At 67.8% G+C, this 18,650-nt stretch carries 15 protein-coding genes, 1 tRNA gene and 3 pseudogenes; 8 read left to right on the top strand and 11 right to left on the bottom strand.

Annotated elements, in window-relative coordinates; genetic code table 11:
* The 3 genes from ATB1_RS01045 to ATB1_RS01035 all read left to right on the top strand — a co-directional run.
* Positions 1-1,754, top strand: a 1,754-nt coding sequence (locus ATB1_RS01045; RefSeq protein ID WP_042661872.1) for an ATP-binding protein, incomplete at its 5' end; no start/stop codon positions are given.
* Between the two features lie 61 nt (positions 1,755-1,815).
* A complete protein-coding gene (locus ATB1_RS01040; RefSeq protein ID WP_042661871.1) occupies positions 1,816-2,250 on the top strand; it encodes a universal stress protein in 435 nt (144 codons plus the stop codon).
* Positions 2,251-2,412: 162 nt separating this feature from the next.
* Positions 2,413-3,084, top strand: coding sequence for a nitroreductase family protein (locus ATB1_RS01035; protein ID WP_042661870.1), 672 nt, complete (start codon positions 2,413-2,415; stop codon positions 3,082-3,084).
* A 25-nt stretch (positions 3,085-3,109) separates the two neighbouring features.
* On the opposite strand, the pseudogene ATB1_RS01030 reads toward ATB1_RS01035, so the two are convergent.
* Positions 3,110-4,236, bottom strand: a pseudogene (locus ATB1_RS01030) (KaiC domain-containing protein).
* Between the two features lie 186 nt (positions 4,237-4,422).
* On the opposite strand from ATB1_RS01030, the gene ATB1_RS01025 reads away from it, so the two are divergent.
* Positions 4,423-5,244, top strand: coding sequence for an NAD(+)/NADH kinase (locus ATB1_RS01025; RefSeq protein ID WP_042661874.1), 822 nt, complete (start codon positions 4,423-4,425; stop codon positions 5,242-5,244).
* A 12-nt stretch (positions 5,245-5,256) separates the two neighbouring features.
* Here the strand turns inward: ATB1_RS01025 and ATB1_RS01020 are convergent, their stop codons facing one another.
* Both ATB1_RS01020 and carB read right to left on the bottom strand, forming a co-directional pair.
* Positions 5,257-6,021 carry an SDR family oxidoreductase gene (locus ATB1_RS01020; RefSeq protein WP_042661869.1) on the bottom strand — a complete coding sequence of 255 codons (765 nt, stop codon included), beginning with the start codon at positions 6,019-6,021 and terminating at the stop codon, positions 5,257-5,259.
* A 151-nt stretch (positions 6,022-6,172) separates the two neighbouring features.
* Positions 6,173-9,431, bottom strand: a pseudogene (gene carB / locus ATB1_RS01015) (carbamoyl-phosphate synthase large subunit).
* A gap of 144 nt (positions 9,432-9,575) precedes the next feature.
* Here carB and ATB1_RS01010 point away from each other — a divergent pair.
* Positions 9,576-10,598, top strand: coding sequence for a S66 peptidase family protein (locus ATB1_RS01010; RefSeq protein ID WP_042661868.1), 1,023 nt, complete (start codon positions 9,576-9,578; stop codon positions 10,596-10,598).
* Positions 10,599-10,620: 22 nt separating this feature from the next.
* Here ATB1_RS01010 and ATB1_RS01005 read toward each other — a convergent pair whose 3' ends face one another.
* From ATB1_RS01005 to ATB1_RS00995, 3 genes are all read right to left on the bottom strand, one after another.
* The gene (locus tag ATB1_RS01005) at positions 10,621-11,151 is read right to left on the bottom strand and encodes a DUF5815 family protein (RefSeq protein ID WP_008095664.1); all 531 of its coding nucleotides are present in this window, start codon (positions 11,149-11,151) and stop codon (positions 10,621-10,623) included.
* Between the two features lie 157 nt (positions 11,152-11,308).
* Positions 11,309-11,560, bottom strand: coding sequence for a hypothetical protein (locus tag ATB1_RS01000; RefSeq protein WP_004975390.1), 252 nt, complete (start codon positions 11,558-11,560; stop codon positions 11,309-11,311).
* Between the two features lie 164 nt (positions 11,561-11,724).
* Positions 11,725-11,946, bottom strand: a complete 222-nt coding sequence (locus tag ATB1_RS00995; RefSeq protein ID WP_042661867.1) for a hypothetical protein — start codon at positions 11,944-11,946, stop codon at positions 11,725-11,727.
* A 170-nt stretch (positions 11,947-12,116) separates the two neighbouring features.
* Between ATB1_RS00995 and eis the strand changes: the two genes are divergently transcribed.
* Together eis and ATB1_RS00985 are read left to right on the top strand one after the other, a co-directional pair.
* Positions 12,117-13,340 (top strand): enhanced intracellular survival protein Eis, encoded by a 1,224-nt coding sequence (gene eis, locus ATB1_RS00990; RefSeq protein WP_042661866.1) that lies wholly within the window; start codon positions 12,117-12,119, stop codon positions 13,338-13,340.
* Positions 13,341-13,416: 76 nt separating this feature from the next.
* Positions 13,417-14,439 carry a sodium:calcium antiporter gene (locus tag ATB1_RS00985; RefSeq protein ID WP_042661865.1) on the top strand — a complete coding sequence of 341 codons (1,023 nt, stop codon included), beginning with the start codon at positions 13,417-13,419 and terminating at the stop codon, positions 14,437-14,439.
* A 42-nt stretch (positions 14,440-14,481) separates the two neighbouring features.
* Here the strand turns inward: ATB1_RS00985 and ATB1_RS00980 are convergent, their stop codons facing one another.
* The 5 genes and pseudogenes from ATB1_RS00980 to ATB1_RS00965 form a co-directional block, all read right to left on the bottom strand.
* Entirely contained in the window at positions 14,482-16,164 is a 1,683-nt protein-coding gene (locus ATB1_RS00980) for a DUF3604 domain-containing protein (RefSeq protein ID WP_042661864.1), read from the bottom strand.
* A 183-nt stretch (positions 16,165-16,347) separates the two neighbouring features.
* Complete coding sequence (locus ATB1_RS23740; RefSeq protein ID WP_004042243.1) at positions 16,348-16,476, bottom strand: hypothetical protein; 129 nt, start codon at positions 16,474-16,476, stop codon at positions 16,348-16,350.
* 182 nt (positions 16,477-16,658) lie between these two features.
* Complete coding sequence (locus ATB1_RS00975) at positions 16,659-16,847, bottom strand: hypothetical protein (RefSeq protein ID WP_042661863.1); 189 nt, start codon at positions 16,845-16,847, stop codon at positions 16,659-16,661.
* Between the two features lie 326 nt (positions 16,848-17,173).
* Positions 17,174-17,247, bottom strand: a tRNA-Ile gene (locus tag ATB1_RS00970).
* Between the two features lie 180 nt (positions 17,248-17,427).
* A pseudogene (locus tag ATB1_RS00965) lies at positions 17,428-18,019 on the bottom strand (FxsA family protein).
* 171 nt (positions 18,020-18,190) lie between these two features.
* On the opposite strand from ATB1_RS00965, the gene ATB1_RS00960 reads away from it, so the two are divergent.
* A partial coding sequence (locus ATB1_RS00960; RefSeq protein WP_042661862.1) for a DUF255 domain-containing protein occupies positions 18,191-18,650 on the top strand: 460 nt, incomplete at its 3' end.

Below are 18,650 nucleotides of genomic sequence, written 5' to 3'. Positions count from 1 at the left end.
CCGGTCCGACCGATTCGAGCGGCGCGACCGACGACGCGGACGACCTGCAGTTCGACTACGACGCCGACCCCGTCGGCGACGAGCGGGGCGTCGGCGCGATTGCGGTCTCGCAGGGCCTGCGCGTCTCGGAGGACCCCGACCGGACGGCGCTCCGGGCGTTCGTGACCGCGGGCAACCGCGAGCGCGTCCGCCTCGGAAAGTACCTCATCGTCCCCTACCCCGACGACGAACTGCTGTTCTGCCGCATCGTCGGCCTGGAGTACGCCCAGGAGTTCCAGGCCGACGACGCGACGGAGATTCACGCCCGCCGGGCGATGCGCCGCCCGGCCGACGAGTTCGAGGAGCGGGATTTCAAGTTCATGGCCGAACTCGAACCCATCGCCGTCCTGTTTTCCGACGGCGGCGACCTCAAGCGCCGGATGGTCGACCGCGTGCCGAAGCCGCAGGCGACGGTCGGCGAGGCCACCGACGCGACCCAGATTAAGACCGGCCTGAAGATTCCCGAGGAGGGCGTCTTCCTCGGCCACCTCTCGGTCGGCGGCGAGAAGGTCCGGACGGCGGCCAGTCCGCCGACCATCGACTACCGGCTGAACGACGACTACACCGACGGCGACCCGCTCGTGTTCCGCCACACGCTCGTCGCCGGCGGCACCGGGTCCGGCAAGACCCACGCCTCGAAGAACATCCTGCGGCAGTACCTCTCCGCGGAGCGGAGCTACGAGATGGACGACGGCCGCGAGGTCCAGACGGCGGTCGTCCAGTTCGACCCGCAGGACGAGTACGCCCAGATGCACGACGACAACCCGGACATGGACGCCGAGACGGCCCGGCGCTACGAGCGCGAGGGCGTGGCCCACGGCGGCCACGAGAACACCGTCGCGCTCGTGCCGAAGATGGCCGGGTCGTCGTATCCGGGCGCGAACCACCGCGCCGAGCAGTTGGAGTTCACCATCCCCTTCTCGATGGTGCGGGACCTCCCGTGGCTCGTCGCCGGCAGCAGCCTCAACGACAACCAGTACCAGGCGCTCACCGAACTCCTGAACCGCTTTTTCGGGGACTACGGCGATTCGGGGACGTACAAGCAGTTCCTCCGGTTCCTCGACGACCCGGCGCTGAAAGAGGAACTCGACGAGTCGGGGCGGGTCCACGAGGCCACCTTCGACGCGGTGAAACGCCGGGTCCGGGGCGTCCCGAGCGGCGTGTTCGACCAGGACGCCCGGCCGATAACCGAACTCGACCACCAGCTCGTCCGCCCCGGCGGACTGACGGTCGTGCCGACCTACCACCTCTCGTCGAGCCGGGCGAAGGAGCTGTTCGTCCTCGCGGTGTCGGCGCTGCTCATCGACGACAAGCTCTCGAACGACCCGTCGAGCGACCGCATCAAGGAGACGCCGGTCGTCCTCGGGATGGACGAGGCGCACAACTTCCTCACCGACGCCGACTCGGTGCAGGCGCGGAAGGTCATCCAGAAGTTCACCGAGGCGGCCAAACAGGGCCGCAAGGAGCGCCTCGGCCTGTTTCTCATCACGCAGGACCCACAGGACATCGCCGACCCGGTGTTCAAGCAGGTGAACACGAAGGTCGTGCTCAACCTCGGCGACGAGGACGCCATCAAGAGCGTCAACATCCCGCCGAACCTCGAAGACAAGGTGCCGTACATGGAGAAAGGGCAGATGGTCGTCTACTCGCCCGACAACTCCGAACCCGTCGAGCTGAAGGGGCTTTCGACCTGCGTGACGCGACACGGCGACTGACGGCCGCGCCGCGGCGCGGTCGCCGGGCGGCTTTTTAGCGGTCGGCCGAGTAGTCCGCGACATGGCCGAACACGTGCTCGTTCCGACCGACGGGTCGCCGCAGTCGGTCGCCGCGGTTCGCTTCGCCGCCTCGGAGTGGCCCGACGCCGAACTCACGCTCTTGAACGTCATCAACCCCGCCGACGCCGACTACAGAGAGCGTGCGCTCAGCGGCTCAGAAGAGTGGTTCCAAGCGGAGAAACGAAAGGCGAGAGAGACGTTCGCCGAGGTGAAAGCCGAGGTCGGACTCGTCGACGCCGACAGAGCGGTGACCGACCGCATCGAGGTCGGCAGCCCCCAGAAAGTCATCGTCGAGGTGCTGGGCGGCGACGACGCCGACTACGACCACGTCGTGATGGGCAGCCACGGTCGGACCGGCGTCTCGCGAATCCTGCTCGGAAGCGTCGCCGAGGAGGTCCTCCGGCGGTCGCCCGTGCCGGTGACCATCGTCAGGTGAGCCGCGACGGGCGGCCGCCGCCGCGGAACCGCGCATCTGCCCCCCTCGGTAACATCGGCGTCACCCGGTAGTGTGCCGATACGAGGACTGCGAGCACACCGGAATCGGCCGGTTCGACCGGATTGCAACCGCCTATTTGTGCGCCGTCCCTGCCGGGAACCGATGGAGTTCACAGAGGTCGTGACGACCCGCCGCTCGATCCACGAGTACGCCGACGAGTCGCTCGACGACGAGACCCTCCGGACGATATTCGAAAACGCCGTACAGGCCCCGTCGAGCTACAACCTCCAGCCGTGGGAGTTCGTCGTGCTGCGCGAAGACGAGACACAGCAACTGCTCCGCGAGGCGGCCTACGACCAGGAACACGTCACCGGTGCCGCCGCGTCGGTCATCGTGCTCGGCAACAAGGACCCCGAGGCGCACGCCGAGACCGTCGCCGACGACATGCTGGAGAAGGGCTACCTGCCGAGCGAGGAGGTCCGCGACGGCATCCTCGACAACATCGCCGGCATGGCCGACCTCCCCGAGCAGGAGCGCCGAGTCTGGACCGTCCGCTCGACGTCGCTGGTCGCCATGTCGCTCATGTACGCCGCGTGGGACGAGGGCGTTGCCTCCTGTCCCATCGGCGGCTTCGACGCTGACGCCGTCCTCGACGCGTTCGACATCGACGGCGAGCGCTACGAACCCGTGATGCTCCTGACGATGGGTATCCCCGCCGAGGACGCCGACGAACTGCAGGCGGAACGCAAGTACCGCCGCCCGGTCGACGAGGTCGTCCACTTCGAGAGCTTCGAGTCCGAACAGTCGGCCGACCCCGCGCCCGCCGACGACTGAGGTATCGACGCCGCCGAACGCGGACTCAGAAGATGTTCGCCTGCCGGTAGACGCTGATGCCTCGTTCGTGAGTTCGTAGGGCTTGGTCTCCCGGGAGTGGTTGGCGTCGCGTATCTTCTGAATCTCGATTGCGAGCCGGGTCTCCCGGAAGTCGTCGCCGCGGACGTACTGGAGGACGAACACCGCGTCAGAGAGGTATTCGACGATGCCGTGTCGGGAGACGTAGGGGGTCGACTGGTCCGCCTCGGAGGTGAGCATCGTCGTCACGCCGGCGTCCTTCAGCGACCGCGTGAAGTTGAACACCTCGCTGCGGCGCTTCGAGGGGTGGTCGTACATCATCTCCAGAAGCGAGACGGAGTCGAGGACGAGCCGGTCGGCACCGAACTCCTCGACCAGCCGCGGGAGGTCGTTGCGAATGCTCGACAGGCTGTTCGCCATCTCCACGGGGTCGAGGTCCACGACGGCCAACCGGCCGTCGGCCTCGTGTTTCGAGAACTCCCAGCCCTTCTCGTCGGCCGTATCGAGGATGCGCTCGCGGCTCTCTTCGAGCGTGATGTAGACGCCGCTTCCGCCGTCTTCGAGCGCCTTCCGGAGGAACTGCAGGCCGAACGTCGTCTTGCCGGTCCCGGCGCTCCCGATGGCCACCATGAGCGACCGCTCGGGGACGCCGCCGAGAATCATGTCGTCGAGCCCCTCGATGCCGATATCGATGCGGTCGATGTCGGAGTCGAACTCCTCGTCGTCGAAGGTCGGGGGGTCAGACCCCTCGGGACCGGAGCCGGGGGCGGGACCGAATCCGAAATCGTCGCCGAGCGACTCGCCGCCGAACCCGCCACCCGCGTCGGGCGTCGGCGCGTTGTTGAACGCCGTGGCGAAGTCGGTCGAAAACGGGTCGTCGTCTGTCGGGTCGTCGTCGCCCGCACCCCCGCCCAACGGGTCGTCGCCGAACGACAGCGGTTCGCCCTCGCCTCCGGCCGCGTCTGTCGCTTCGGGAGCTCCGCTTTCGGTCTCGGCGTCGCCGTCCGCCTCGGCGTCGGTCTCGCCGCCGTCACGCTGCTCGCGTTCCTCCGGGCCCGCGTCGTCTGCGTCGGTCTCGTCGTCGTCGTCGGTCTCGCGGAGTGCCCGTTCGAACCAGTCGTCGTCGTCACTCACGGGAGCCACCACCGAACGACAGCGCGGCCGGCGTCCGTGCCTGCCATCATCTCATGGTGTGTCGGCGTCGTCATGAACGTTTCCCGTGCTCGAAGCTATCACGCGGCGTCGCCGAGCGGGACGAGCGGACGCGAGACCGGGCGACGTGACGGTGGGCTTTTGCCCGGGGACGCCAAACCGCGGGGCATGAAGGTCGGCATCGTCGCACAGAAGGGCAACAGCCGGGCGGCGTACCTCGCCGCGGACGCGAGCGAGGCGCTCGCAGAGGTCGACGCCGAGGCAGTCGTCGACGCGGCGACCGCCGAGGTGTTGGGCGTCGAGGGCGTCCCCGTCGAGTCGTTCGACGACTGCGACCTCGTGGTGAGCATCGGCGGCGACGGAACGTTCCTCTACGCCGCCCGCGGTGCCGACGGCGTCCCCATCCTCGGCGTGAACCTCGGCGAGGTCGGCTTCCTGAACGCCGTCTCGCCCGACGACGCCATCGACGAGGTGTTGGCCGAGGTGGCCGCATTCCGCGAGGGGAACCAGTCGGTCCGGGAGGTCCCCCGCATCGTCGCCACGGGCGACGACTGGGAGATGGACCCGTCGATGAACGAGGTCGTCGTCCACGGCCCGCGGCGGGGCCACGGCGGCGGTGCGAACCTGGAGGTCCGCGTGGACGGCTCGCTGTACTCCGGGAGCCACGCCGACGGCGTGCTCGTCACGACGCCCGCGGGGAGTTCCGCCTACAACCTCAGCGAGGGCGGGCCGCTCGTCCACCCCGGCGTCGAGGGGCTCGTCGTCACCGAGATGGCGGCCGACGAGGGGATGCCGCCGCTCGTCGTCCCGCTGGACGCCGCCGTGACCGTCACCGTCACCGACGCGGCGTCGGCGGTCGTCGTCGGCGACGGCCGGACCCGTCGGACGGTGTCGCCGCCGACGGAGATTCGCATCGAGCGGTCCGACTCGCCGGTCCGACTCGCCGGGCCGACCTCCGACTTCTTCGAGGCGCTCGGCAAACTCGACTGAGCGCGCCGCCGACTACTCCGCGAGTTCTCGCTCTCGTTCTTGGTCGCCCTCGCCGCCCGCGGCCTCGGGCCGGGGGAGCGGCGTCCAGTCGATATCGACCACGTTGTCCGCCCGGCCGCGGAGTCCGGGGCGGGAGACGACCTCGAACGTCCGGTTTTCGGTCTCGCGGGTGAAAAGCGAGTGCGCGAGGACGTTCGCAACGTCGGCGCGGGGGACGCTCCCGCGGACGGAGTCGCCGCCCTCGCCGACGACCACGTCGGCGGTCGCGGGGGCGTCGGTGAGCGCGCCGGGCCTGATAATCGTGTGGTCGAGCGGCGCGTCTCGAAGCCGATTCTCGCTTCGTTCCTTCGCCGAAAGGACGCCCGACGCGGTAAGAAGCGCGCGGAGCGACAGCGGGAGTCCGCCCTTCGAGTCGCCGACGCCGATGGAGGACATGAGAACGAACCGCTGTGCGCCGGAGGCGGTCGCGGCGTCCACGAGGTTGACGACGCCCGCGCCGTCGACGAGGTCGCCGCGGATGGTTTCGAGTCCCGCCGAGACGCCGACCGCGGAGACGACGGCGTCGGCGTCGAGAACCGCCCGCCGGGCGTCGTCGGGGTCGAGGAGGTCGCCGACGACGACCTCGTCCGCACCGCGCGCTCTGAGGTCCGATTCGGCGTCGGCGTCGCGGGTCAGCGCCCTGACGACGAGGGGCGTCTCGGCCAGCGCGTCGAGGACGTGTCGGCCGGTCCGACCCGTCGCACCGGCGAGGAGGACGCGACCGCGATTGCGTGCCATACCCGCGCATGGGGGCGGGGCTCAATAACCTTCGGGAACGCGTCAAAAGTCCGGGTCGGCGGCGGCGGTCGCCAGGCGGGAGAACAGAAGAATCGAGTCGGCGGCGAGTCGAAGAATCGGGTCGGGTGGGTCGCGCGCCGTACTGGTTCCGTTACTGGCCCCAGTTGGCGACGACGCGCGGGCGCTCGCCGACCGGGAGCACGTCGATGTCCTCGTCGGCCGCGTCGCGCGCTTCGAGGGCCGCCTTCGCGGAGGCGTACGTCGAGAAGTAGCTGACCTCCTCTTCGACGCAGTCGATGAGCGTCTCGCGGTCGCGGGAGACGACGAAGTCGAAGTTATCCTCGCGGAGCATCGTGAGGAAGTCGTCGACGTCCCCGGGCGTGAGCACCTCGTAGTACTCCCCGAAGGCGTCGAGCAGTTCCTGTCCGGCCTCGCTGTCGGCGTCGGGGAACTCGGGGTCCGCGAGGTCGACGTAGATGGTGCCGTCGGCCGGAATCGGGTCGTTAGCCGCCGACTGTGCCTTCTCGTAGGCCTTGCCGAACGAGGTCGCGGTGCCCATGACCTCGCCCGTGGACTTCATCTCCGGGCCGAGACGCGGGTCCGAACCCGGCAGGCGGTCGAACGGGAGGACGACCTCCTTGACCGACACCTGCTCGGGAATCTGCTCGCTCACGTCGAGGTCGGCAAGCGAGTTGCCGGCCATGACCTTCGCCGCGAGCTTTGCGATCGGGACGCCCGTCGCCTTCGAGACGAACGGGACGGTGCGCGAGGAACGCGGGTTGGCTTCGAGGACGTACACGTCGTTCGAGCCCTCCTCGTTCTGCTTGACCGCGAGTTGGACGTTCATCAGGCCGACCGTGTCGAGGGCGCTGGCGATGTCCTCCGTGACCTCGCGGACGCGGGCCATCGTCTCGTCGTCGAGCGAGCGCGGCGGAATCATACACGCGGAGTCGCCGGAGTGGACGCCGGCGGCCTCGACGTGTTCCATCACGCCGCCGATGAGGACGTTTTCGCCGTCGGAGACGGCGTCAACGTCGAGTTCGACGCCGTCGGCGAGGTCGGCGAGGAACTCGTCGATGAGGATGGGCTTGTCGGGGGAGACGCGAACGGCCTCCTCGATGTACTCCTTGAGGTCCGCGTCGGAGTGGACGATTTCCATCGCGCGGCCGCCGAGGACGTACGACGGGCGAACGAGCACGGGGTAGCCGAGGTCGTTGGCGAGGTCGAGCGCCTCTTTCTCGCTGGTCGCGGAGCCGCCTTCGGGCTGGAGGATGCCGAGGTCGTCCATCAGGCGGTTGAAGCGGTCGCGGTCCTCGGCGAGGTCCATCGCGTCGATGGTCGTGCCGAGAATCTCGCAGTCGACGCCGCGGCGCTTGAGTTCCGATTCGAGCGGGTGACCGATGTTGACCGAGGTCTGCCCGCCGAACTGGAGCATGACGCCGTCGGCGTCGATGGCCTCGATGACGTCGGCGACCTCTTCTGCCGTGATGGGCTCGAAAAAGAGGCCGTCGGAGGTGTCGTAGTCGGTCGACACCGTCTCGGGGTTGTTGTTGACGACGTGCGCGTCGATGCCCATGTCGCGGAGCGCCTGCACCGCGTGGACCGAGCAGTAGTCGAACTCGACGCCCTGCCCGATGCGGATGGGACCGCCGCCGACGACGACGACGCTCTCCATGTCGCGGTCGACGCGGAGTTCGTTACCCGCCGAGTCGCCCTCGAAGGGGCCGCGGAAGAACTCGGGCTTGCGCGCGGAGTAGTAGTACGGCGTCTGCGCGGCGAACTCGCCGGCGCAGGTGTCGACCTGCTTGTAGGTGCGACCGGGGACGTTCTGTTCGACCTCGCCGACGCTCGTGCCGGTCGCCGCGGCGATGCTGGCGTTGGTGTGGCCGGCGGAGGCGGCGGCGGCGAAGTCGCCATCGGAGGCGGCCTCGACCGCCTCGACGACGCGGCCGAAGCGCTCGACGTACCACTCGTGGATGTCGGTCAGTTCGACCACGTCCTCCGTGGTGTAGCCGCGCTCGAACGCCTCGAAGATGGCGTACGGGCGGTCGGGGGTCGGCGTTTCGAGGGTAGTCGGCTTCGAGTTCCTCGTCGGACACCTCGTCCCAGTCGGCGGCGGGGTCGTACTCGGACGAGCGGAGCGCCTTCAACAGCGACTCCTCGAAGGTGCGCCCGATGGACATCGCCTCGCCGGTGGACTTCATGGCCGTCGAGAGCTCGAAGTCCACGTCGGTGAACTTGTCCTTGGGCCACCGCGGGACCTTCGTGACCACGTAGTCGATTGCGGGTTCGAAGGCGGCGGTGGTCTCGCCGGTGATTTCGTTGGTAATCTCGTGGAGGCGCTTGCCGAGTGCGACCTTCGCCGTGACGCGGGCGATGGGGTAGCCGGTCGCCTTCGAGGCGAGCGCGGACGACCGCGAGACGCGCGGGTTCACCTCGACGACGCGGTACTCGCCGCCGGGGGTGCCGTCGTCGTGCCACGCGAACTGGATGTTACAGCCGCCCTGAATACCGAGTTCGCGGATGACCCCGAGCGCGGCGTCGCGCATCTCCTGGTGACCCTCGTCGGGGATGACCTGCGAGGGCGTGACGACGGTGGACTCGCCGGTGTGAATCCCCATCGGGTCGATGTTCTCCATGTTGCAGATGATGATACACGAGTCGTCGGCGTCGCGCATCACCTCGTACTCGAGTTCGACCCACCCGGAGATGGACTCCGTGATGAGCACCTCGCTGTTGCGCGAGAGGCGGAGGCCCTTGCGGACGCGGGAGACGAGTTCGTCCATCTCGTGGACGACGCCGGAGCCGGAGCCGCCGAGCGTGTAGGTCGTCCGCGAGATGACCGGCAGGCCGCCGACGGCGTCGACGGAGTCTTCGACGCGCTCTTCGAGGGCCTCCTCGGTGATGTTCTCGACCGCCTCGCCTTCCTCCAGCGAGATGGTCGTCGACTTCGGGACGGGCTGGCCGATCTTCTCCATGCGCTGGCGGAAGAGGTCGCGGTCCTCCGTCGCGTAGATGGTGTCGAGCGGCGTGCCCATGATGTCCACGTCGAACTCCTCGAGGACGCCTTCCTCTGCGAGTTCGGCCGTGACGTTGAGTCCGGTCTGACCGCCCAGTCCGGCGATGACGCCGTCGGGGCGCTCGCGTTCGATAATCTCGGAGATGGCCTCGGTCGTGATGGGTTCGATGTAGACCTTGTCGGCCATCTCGGGGTCGGTCATGATGGTCGCGGGGTTCGAGTTGACGAGGACAACTCGCGCGCCTTCCTCTCGGAGCGCGCGGCAGGCCTGCGCGCCGGAGTAGTCGAATTCCGCCGCCTGTCCGATCTGGATTGGGCCGCTTCCGATGAGCAAAATCGTCCGGTCCTCTGTGCCTTGCTGAGGTCCGGTCGAGGTGTCCTCGTCAGTCATCGTCGGAATCCAATCCGCACATCGTAATAAGTCCGGCGAAAAATTACGAGGTCCGAAACTCGATTGCGAATTTCGAAAAAGTCCCCGAACGCCGCTGTCGCGGCCGGGGAAGGCTTTTGACGGGTATCCGAGTACCGGCTACGCATGCCCGCGGTATTCACGACGCCGCCGCCGCTCGACTCCGGGAGCCGGGTCGCGGTCGTCGCGCCGTCGCGCCCCATCGACGAATCTCACTTGGACCGCGCGTGCGCGCGACTCCGCGACGTGTTCTCGCTCGACCCCGTCGTCTTCGAGTCGGCCCGCCGCGACTGGGAGTGGCTCCGGGACAACCCGGCCGCGCGCGCGGAGGACGTGATGGAGGCCTTCGAGGATCCGTCGATACGCGGCGTCATCGCCGTCACCGGCGGCGACGACCAGCTTCGAATCCTCCCGCACCTCGACCCGGCGCGGTTGACCGCGTCGCCGACGCGTTTCTTCGGCTTCAGCGACAACGACAATCTCCGGCTGTTCCTCTGGAACCACGGCGTCGTGAGCTACGGCGCGACGCTCCACCCAACGCTCACCGTGGACCCCGAAATCCACCCGTACGTCGAGCGGTACCTTCGGCGGGCGTTCTTCGAGCGCTCTCTCGGCGTCGTCGAACCCGCGCCGGAGTGGACCGACGACTGGTTCGACTTCGACACCGAAGAACCGAGAGAGTGGCACGACAACCCGGGGCGGACGTGGCGGGGCGACGACCGCGTGACGGGTCGGCTCTGGGGCGGCAACTTCAGCATCCTGAAGTGGCATCTCCAGACCGGTCGCTACCTCCCTGACCCCGAAGAACTGGATGGGGCGGTGCTCGCGCTCGAAACCTCGGAGGACGTGCCGTTGCCCCGAGAAGTCCGGTACACCTTGCGGGCGATGGGCGAACGCGGGCTGTTAGAACGATTCGATGGCGTCGTGGTCGGTCGCCCGCGGACCTACTCGCCCGGACTGGAGTGGGAACCGCCGGCCGACTACGGCGCGCAGCTCCGCGCGGAGGTGCTGTCGGTCCTCGACGCCTACAACCCCGACGCGACCGCGGTGTTCGACGTGGAGTTCGGCCACGCCGATCCGACGGTGCCGCTTCCGCTCGGCGCGAAGGCGACGCTGGACCCGACGGTAGAGCGGCTTCGAATCGATTGAAAACGGGCGCTCGGTCCGCGCGCTACATGTACGGTTCGGGGTCGAGGTCGCGCTGGGCGCGGTACTGGTCGACGAACTCGCTCACGTCGAACTGGAGCATCTTCGACTCGAACTCCGAGACGACCTCGTCGTCGTCGGCGTGGCTGACGGCGTGTTCCATCAGTTCCACGACGAGTTCGACGATTATCTCGTGGAGCCGTCGAGAATCGAAATCGGTCACCCAGACGATGCCCGCGCCGAGTTCGCCGTCCTCCGAGACGTCCTCGGAGACGACGGCCTCGGGGAACTCCTCGAGGACGATGCCCATGAGGTGGGCCGTCCCGAACTCGGGCATGTCGTCGCTCGTGGTCTCGATGGTCTCCTGAAGGATTTCGACGAGGAACTCCGGGAGGAAGCGGTCGGGCGGGTGAACGTCCATGACGACGGCGTGGCTGTCGCCGCACGGACAGTCGAACTCCCGTTTGCCCAAGTCGAGTTCCCGGACGCGCTTCGTCTCGCCGCAGGGGAGGTCCAAGACGGCCCCGCGGCCGCCGGGAACGCTCGGTTCAGACATACCCGTGGGTTGCGGTTCTCTCCGTTTAAACGTCGCGTTCTTCGGAATCGTCGCGAGCGAAAAACGAGTCGCGGACCGTCGGTTGCGGTCGGTCGGTCCGTCGTACTGTCGGCGAAAAACGGCGGTGAGTCGGGCGAAACCGCCCGTCGGCGTCCCCTCAGCGACGGCCCGAGACGTAGACGATGGGGCCGACGATGAGGAGCGCAATCCCGAGGAACAGGTAGTGAGCCTTGCCCAGCGACACCGGGGTCAGAAGGAAGATGAGCCCGAACACCGTGGTGTTGATACCGAGGACGTGCCGGGACTTCAGCGGCAGCGTTCCAACCGTCGACAGGATGAACACGAGCAACAGCGCCTGCCCGATGTTGTAGTCGAGCAGGAAGGTGTCTACGAGCTGAAGGGGAAGCATTCTTGTTTTCTCGGTCGGTTCGAATCGACTATCAAAGTTCCGTTATTCTCGTTGGAAACCGGCGGTCGGACCCCCCGATATTGGGGCGACCGGGCTGTCGGGGCAGTTCCCCCCGGTGTCTGCACCGCCGTCGGCACGGAGCGGCCGCCGATGGTCGGCGCGCGCTACTCGGACGGGCCGGTGATGTCGAGCGGTCGAATCCACCCGTACCAGACGATGACGACCATGCCCGCGTAGCCGAGGACGAACACGACCATTCCGAGGTCGTTGTAGCCCGCCTCGCCGAGGAGGCGGCGCGCCACGCCCGGGATGACGATGCCGAGCGTCACGACGGCCGCGAGGAGGAGGCTCCCCCGCGATACCAACGACTGCTTCGTCTCACTCATGTGCAGGGCTCGGGACCGAGGCGACGTGAATCGCACGGTTCGGGAAGCGGTCCACGAAGGAAATTTTCGTCACACCGTCGGCCTTCGCCGTCGGTCTCACCGCATCGTAATCGACTGCCTCCGAGCCCGCGGCACCGAAAACATATACGGTCCCCCGACGCACCGCGGGTATGCACCTGCGTCCCCTCCCCGAGGAGCACCGCGAGACGTACCGCGAGTTCCTCAACTACGCCTTCCGCCCCGAGAACGGCCCCGACTGGTCGGACGAGCGACTGCCCGACCCGGAGAGCTACCGCCCGCGGGGCTTCTACGACGCCCCGCCCGACGCGCCCGTCGAGGACCTCGACGCGGCCGACCTGCGGACAGTGTGTGCCTTCTACGACTTCACGGCTCGCGTCCGCGGCGAGTGGTACCCGCTCCCCGGTATCTCAGCGGTCGCGTCGCCGCCGGAGGCGCGCCGACAGGGCCACGTCGGCGCGATGCTCGACGCCCTCCTCGCGGAGTTCCGCGACACCGGCCGGTATCTCTCGGCGCTCTGGCCGTTCGAGTACGCTTTCTACCGCCGGTTCGGCTGGGCGACGGCGAACAACTACGCGAAGACGACGGTTCCGCCCGACGAACTCGGGGCGGTCGCCGCCGACCCGGCCGGGGAGTTCGTCCGCCTCGACGCCGACGACTGGGCCCGGGTCAAGGACGTGTACGCGACCGCGGCGACGGAAGACCTCGCGGTGGACCGAAGCGAGGGCTGGATTCGTCACCGACTGTTCCGCGGCTGGGACGGCGACCCGTTCGTCTACGGCTGGGAGCGAGACGGCGACCTCCGCGGCTACGTCGTCTACGACGTGACCGGCGACTGGGAGTCGCGGACGCTGTCCGTGGGCGAACTCGTCGCGGTCGACGCCGAGGCCCGCGCACAGCTGTTTCGGTTCCTGCGGGACCACGACTCGCAGGTCGACGAGGTCGTCCTCTCGTCGGAACACGAGTCGACCCGGCTCATCGACGGCCTGACCGACCCGCGGGCGGCGACAGTCGAACTCAAGCCCGGGCCGATGGTCCGTATCGTGGACGTGCCGGCCGCCCTCGAAGCGGTGTCGTTCCCCGGCGACGCCGCCTGCGACCTCGTTCTCGCGGTCGACGACGACCGCTGCGACTGGAACGACGGGTCGTTCCGGGTCACCGTCGACGATGGCGCGGCGCGCGTCGAATCAGTTGGTGACGACACCAATCCGGACGCGACCGTCGAAATCGGGGCGCTCTCGCAACTCCTCGTCGGCGCGCGGACCGTCGAGACGCTCGCGCGCACCGACCGCTTCTCGGTCGCCGGAGAGGAGGCGGCCGACGCCCTTGCCTCGGTGTTCACGGAGCGGGACCGCTACCTGCGCGAGGGGTTCTGAGCGGACGGGCAGAGCCGAAATCAGCCGACGCAGCCAGTCGGGTCGGTTTTTTCCCACCGGCCGCCGAAGTGCGGGCGTGGCATCAGTTCCGGTTCTCGTCGCGTTCACAGCCGCCGGCGCGATTCTCGCGTGGAAGGGCGGCGACATGCTCGTGCAGGCCTCGGACCGTTTGGGCGCGTACTACGGACTCCCCGCCATCGTGCAGGGAGCCATCATCGCCGCCGTGGGGTCGAGTTTCCCCGAGCTATCGAGCATCGTCATCGCCACGGTCCGGTACCAGTCGTTCGACATCGGCGTCGGCGCGGTCGTCGGGTCGGCCGTCTACAACATCCTCATCATCCCGTCGGTGTCGGCGATGGTCGGCGAGGGCGGACGGCTCGCCTCGAACCGCGACCTCGTCTACAAGGAGGCGCAGTTCTACCTGCTTTCTATCGCCGTCCTCGTGCTCACCTTCTCGCTCGCGGTCATCTACCGACCCGCGGCGGACACCGCGAGCCTCGATGGATTCGTGAGTCCCGCGCTCGCGCTCATCCCGCTGGCGCTGTACGGCCTGTACCTGTTCATGCAGTACCACGACACGCTGGAGCACCGCGCCGGACTCACCGCAGTCGTCAACGACGTGGACCCGAAACGCGAATGGGTCGCTCTCGTGGCGTCGCTCGCGGTTATCCTCGTCGGAGCCGAACTGCTCGTCCGCGCGGCGGTCGGTCTCGGCGACGCCTTCGGCACGTCGCCGTTCCTCTGGGGGCTGACGGTCGTCGCCGCCGGGACGAGCCTGCCGGACACGTTCGTCAGCGTCGCGGCCGCCCGGCAGGGCAACGCGCCGATGAGCCTCGCAAACGTCTTCGGGAGCAACGTGTTCGCGCTCCTCGTCGCGCTCCCGGTCGGCATCCTCGTCGCCGGGGGCGCGGTCATCGCCTTCGAGGAGGTCGTCCCGATGATGAGCTTCCTCACGGGCGCGTCGGTCGTCTTCTTCGCCGTCCTCCGGACCGAGATGGCGCTGACGCGCGGCGAGTCGTACCTCCTCCTCGGAACCTACGCGCTGTTCGTCGCGTGGCTGGTCGCAGAAAGCCTCGGCGTGACGAGGTTCCTCGGCTGAGCGGCCGACCTGGTCGCGTGCGCGGCCGCCGCGGCCGCTGGCTCAGTCCGGCGGTTCGACCCAGACCGGGCCGACCCACGCGGTCCCGGGGAACTCGCAGTCCCGCGGGACCTGCGTGACCCGGAGATAGTACGCGTCGGCCGCCGAGCGCCGGTCGTCGTCCCAGACCGTCCCCTCGACCGGGTCGTCGTCGGTCCACGAGACAGCCGTTGTGTACGCCGAAAGCGGCGCGTCGGGGTCCGAAGTAATCGCCTGCGACCGCCACGTTTCGCCGTTTTTCACGACCTCGACGCGTTCGAGCGGGGCGGTCCCCGCGACCTCGACGCCGACCTCGCGGGGGTCGTCGCGGGCATCGAGGCGGAGTGAACTGTCGTTCTCGCCGGGTTCGACGCCGCCGACGGAGAGAGACGCGAGGATGCGGTGTGGCTGGGTCGTCCCGTAGACGCGGCGGTTCCGGAGGCTCTCGAACACCGCCTCGCGGGTGAGTTCGGGCGCGCGGAACGCCGAGAGACCGCCCGGGTAGCTCCGCTCGTTCCAGACGCGCCAGATGCTCGACCAGCCGACGCCGTCTTCGACCCACTCGCGGACGGAGGGGAGGTGCGGGTCGGCGTGGATGAGCGAGTGGCCGGGGTGTGGGCCGTGGTAGTCCGCGCCCGCGACGAGGCCGACCCGGTGCCCCATCGAGAGCGCGTCGCGGACGAAGTGGCCGGATTCGTCGGTCTCGCCGCGACCCATCGCCAGCGGGAATGGGTTCCCCTCGTCGCCCGGGAGTTCGCCGGACCCCCACTGCGAGTACACCTCGACGAGCGGCGCGAGTTCGTCGTCGTACTCGACGGCCGAGAAGTCGAAGGGATACATGCGTTCCGTCGGGTGGTGCGGAATCGTCACGACCCGCGAGTCGCGGGTCGACTCGAACTCGTGGAGTCGGCTCCAGAGCTTCTCGTAGGTGTCCGTCGTCCCGCCGCGGGAGTCCAGAAGGACGGCGTCGTCGGCGTCCTCGAAGTAGACGTTGACGTGGCCGCCGCAGTTGGGCTGTTTCGTCCACTCGTAGCCGACGAGCGTCACGAACTCGTCTGGGTCGTTAAACCGGTCGGCGACGCGCCGCGACCGGTCGAAGTACCACCCGTGCATGAGGGCGCGCTGGAGCGACGGCGGGATGAAAAACCCCATCGTGTCGTGGTCGGTGTAGGCGACGACGTCGAGGTCCATCGCGTCGCGGCCGAACCGATACCCCTTCTTCAAGTTCCCCGTGCCGTCCGAGAGCCGCGAGTGCAGGTGGATATCGCCCCAGTAGACGCGCTCGTCGGGGGAGTTGGCGGAGACGGACACGGGGTTCGAGACGTACCGTTCGTCGAATCCGGGCCGCGAGAAGGTCAGGTAGTGGACGCCGGGCGACTCGAAGGAGACGGCGTCGGCGAGTCTGACGTATCCCTCGTCGTTGCCGGCGAGGGAGACGCGGTCTGGATACGTCGCAGTATCGTCCGTCGCAGACACCCGCAGGTCGCCGTCGTACGCGCCGTGAAGCCGTTCGTACTCGTCCCACACCTGTACCGTGAGGTCGAGCGACTCGCCGACTGCGACGGTCGACGGCAGGACCGCGTGGACGCGGTCGAGCGACCCGGTTCGACTGCGCAACAGGTCGCGGACGGACGGCCGCCGCTCGGCGAAGACGCGCATCGTCTCCGCGAACTTCCCGAGGGTTCCGGTGGGCTCGGCGTTGAACACGCGAGAGGCTACGGACGCGTCGCTAAAGAAGGACGAGGGCGACGAGCACGACGGCGAACCCACTCACGGGCACAGTCGCTCAGAAAACGGAAAACGGACTCGCCGCAAACAGGGCAAGTTGCGGCGAGCGGGGTTGATGATGACCGCACGCGCGGTCAGGAGTCGAGGGTGGTCCGAATCCTGTCAGTCGCCGGGCGTGTTACCACGCTGGTACCGGCCGACCATCTTCCACATCGCCGCGTCGAGGTCCTCACCGTCGGCGGCGGACTCAATCTGGCGGTACAGGTGTTCGGAGACGTCGATGGTTGGCATCACCAACACGTATGGCGTGTACGGGTTTAATACTACTGGGATACAGAACTGAGTAAATTTGTTCGGATGGGTCGATCGCCGAACCGCGGAATCGATAGACTGCGCGGCCTCTCGAACGAACCAGACGGTGATAGTCGACAGAAACTCGGATTCGAAGACCTGACGGAAGTTCGAGTAGTCGGCTACTGCCGCGCCTGCCGGAGCGACGCGCCGTCGAAGCGCTTCAACGCGAGTTCTCCCGCTTCGAGCGGGTCGACGGGCGTGTCGTGTTCGTCGTCCATGTGTTCCATCACGAGAACGCCGACGCTCTCGCGGGAGTCTGCCGTGGAGGTGTGGCCGCACCCGTACAGACAGGTGAGTTCGTATTCCATGTTATTCGGTACCACAATCTATTGCGTGATATATCTTTCTCCGTATTCGTCCTCCCAACCAGCCGGGTTCTGATGGATTTGGACGGATATGTGTAAATAAGTGTGTATGTGTACGGAACAATCGGGGGTTTGAGTTAAACAGTAGTTATCGTCTGTGTCGGGACAGTCGTGCTCGGTCGAGGCTGTCGAGTGTTCACCGCTGATTCGTCCCGACGACACGAACGATAGACCGAACGCTCTCTCGGTCAGTAGTATCCACAGAAGTTGGGTGGCCGGGGAGTTTGAGCCCCTAACTCGCATCGGCAACGAATCGTTGCCAACGGGAGTGGGCCAACGCGGATTTGAACCGCGGGCCTCCCGGTTATCAGCCGAGCGCTCAACCTGACTGAGCTATTGGCCCAGGTAAGCGCATTCACTCGTTGTGCGCTGTTGATTTTAAGACTTTCTTTTCGGAGGCGCGTTGGTGCGTGTTAGTGAATGTCGGCGTCGTCGGTCGATTGCGGGACTCGAAACGCGGGCCGAACGCGCGGCTACGCGGGTGAAGCCACCGAACGACCGACGCGAAAGCGAGAAAGGCGCGTTAGTTGGCGTCGTTGCTGTCGCGGTCGAAGCGGTAGGAGTCGGGGTCGGCGTCGTAGACGCCGTCACCGCCGCCCTTGCCGCTACTGCCGGTCCCGCTGCTTCCGCCGGAACTGCTCCCGCCGCTCGGGCCGGGCGAGCCACCGGGACCGCCGGGGACCGAAGTCGCCCTGCGGGAAGCCGGTCGTCCAGACGTTGCCGGTGACGAAGCCGTCGGCGCGCTTGTCGAGATACGGCTTGACGACGAAGCGCTTGAGCACCTCGCGGATGGGGTATCGAGTCACGGGGATGGCGAGCAGGAAGCCGATGGTGTCGGTGACGAGCCCCGGCGTGAGGAGGAACGCGCCCGCGGCGATGAGCAGGCCGCCGTCCATGACCTCGTTCGTCGGGAGGTCGCCCCCGGCGAACTTCGACTGGAGGCTTCTGAGGGTGTGTCGTCCCTCGGCGCGGACGATGAGCATCCCGACGAGCCCGGTCAGGACGACGAGCGCGACCGTCGGCACGAGGTTGATGTACTGCGCGACGACCACGAGTAGCAACGCGTCGGAGAGGGGGATGAGGAGCAAGAGCGCCATCAGCGTGCGCGTTCGCATGGGCGACACTACCGGGTCGCGGCCCATAGCCCTTTTGTCCCGCCCGCGGCGCGCTGGTCTCCCGAATCCGTCCGCGATGGCCGTCGAGGAACTCGCGTGACCCGCCGACTGCGACCGGTCGTGTCACGAGGGCTCGAAGCGCTTACCCGCGTCCACCGCGGATGGGTGGACATGACCGACGAGACGCGCGTCGAATGGCGAGAGTGGGGTCCCGACGCGTTCGCCGAGGCGCGAGCGGCGGACAAGCCAATCCTGCTGTCGCTGTCGGCGACGTGGTGCGAGGACTGTCACGAGATGGACGCCGAGACGTACGCGGAGCCGCGAATCGCGGCGAATCTCAACGACGGCTTCGTCCCGATTCGGGTGAACGTGGACCGTCAGCCGCGCATCCGAGAGCGGTACAACATGGGCGGCTTCCCCTCGACCGTCTTCCTCGCGCCCGACGGCCACCCCATCACGGGCGCGACGTTCATCGGCCCCGACGGCATGCGGCAGGTCGTCGACCGCGTGCGCGAGGTGTGGGAGAAGAAGGGCGCGGACGCCGGCCGGCTCCCGCGGGCGCTCAGAGGCGACCTCCCGCCCGCGGGCGAGGTCTCGCCGCAGATCGAGTCGCACCTCGCCGGCCAGTTGG

This window comes from Haloferax sp. ATB1 (genome assembly GCF_000730175.1).
The sequence above is the reverse complement of the archived record's forward strand: the minus strand, read 5'-3'. Positions and strand labels throughout refer to the sequence as shown.

What these genes read in the sequence shown, in the direction of transcription:
- ATB1_RS01010 (WP_042661868.1), top strand. Translation starts at nt 9,576, where the DNA reads ATGCCCGCGGTATTCACGACGCCGCCGCCGCTCGACTCCGGGAGCCGG.
- ATB1_RS01005 (WP_008095664.1), bottom strand. Translation starts at nt 11,151, where the DNA reads ATGTCTGAACCGAGCGTTCCCGGCGGCCGCGGGGCCGTCTTGGACCTC.
- ATB1_RS01040 (WP_042661871.1), top strand. Translation starts at nt 1,816, where the DNA reads ATGGCCGAACACGTGCTCGTTCCGACCGACGGGTCGCCGCAGTCGGTC.
- ATB1_RS01025 (WP_042661874.1), top strand. Translation starts at nt 4,423, where the DNA reads ATGAAGGTCGGCATCGTCGCACAGAAGGGCAACAGCCGGGCGGCGTAC.
- ATB1_RS00995 (WP_042661867.1), bottom strand. Translation starts at nt 11,946, where the DNA reads ATGAGTGAGACGAAGCAGTCGTTGGTATCGCGGGGGAGCCTCCTCCTC.
- ATB1_RS01035 (WP_042661870.1), top strand. Translation starts at nt 2,413, where the DNA reads ATGGAGTTCACAGAGGTCGTGACGACCCGCCGCTCGATCCACGAGTAC.
- ATB1_RS00975 (WP_042661863.1), bottom strand. Translation starts at nt 16,847, where the DNA reads ATGGAATACGAACTCACCTGTCTGTACGGGTGCGGCCACACCTCCACG.
- ATB1_RS01020 (WP_042661869.1), bottom strand. Translation starts at nt 6,021, where the DNA reads ATGGCACGCAATCGCGGTCGCGTCCTCCTCGCCGGTGCGACGGGTCGG.
- ATB1_RS01000 (WP_004975390.1), bottom strand. Translation starts at nt 11,560, where the DNA reads ATGCTTCCCCTTCAGCTCGTAGACACCTTCCTGCTCGACTACAACATC.
- ATB1_RS23740 (WP_004042243.1), bottom strand. Translation starts at nt 16,476, where the DNA reads ATGCCAACCATCGACGTCTCCGAACACCTGTACCGCCAGATTGAGTCC.
- eis (WP_042661866.1), top strand. Translation starts at nt 12,117, where the DNA reads ATGCACCTGCGTCCCCTCCCCGAGGAGCACCGCGAGACGTACCGCGAG.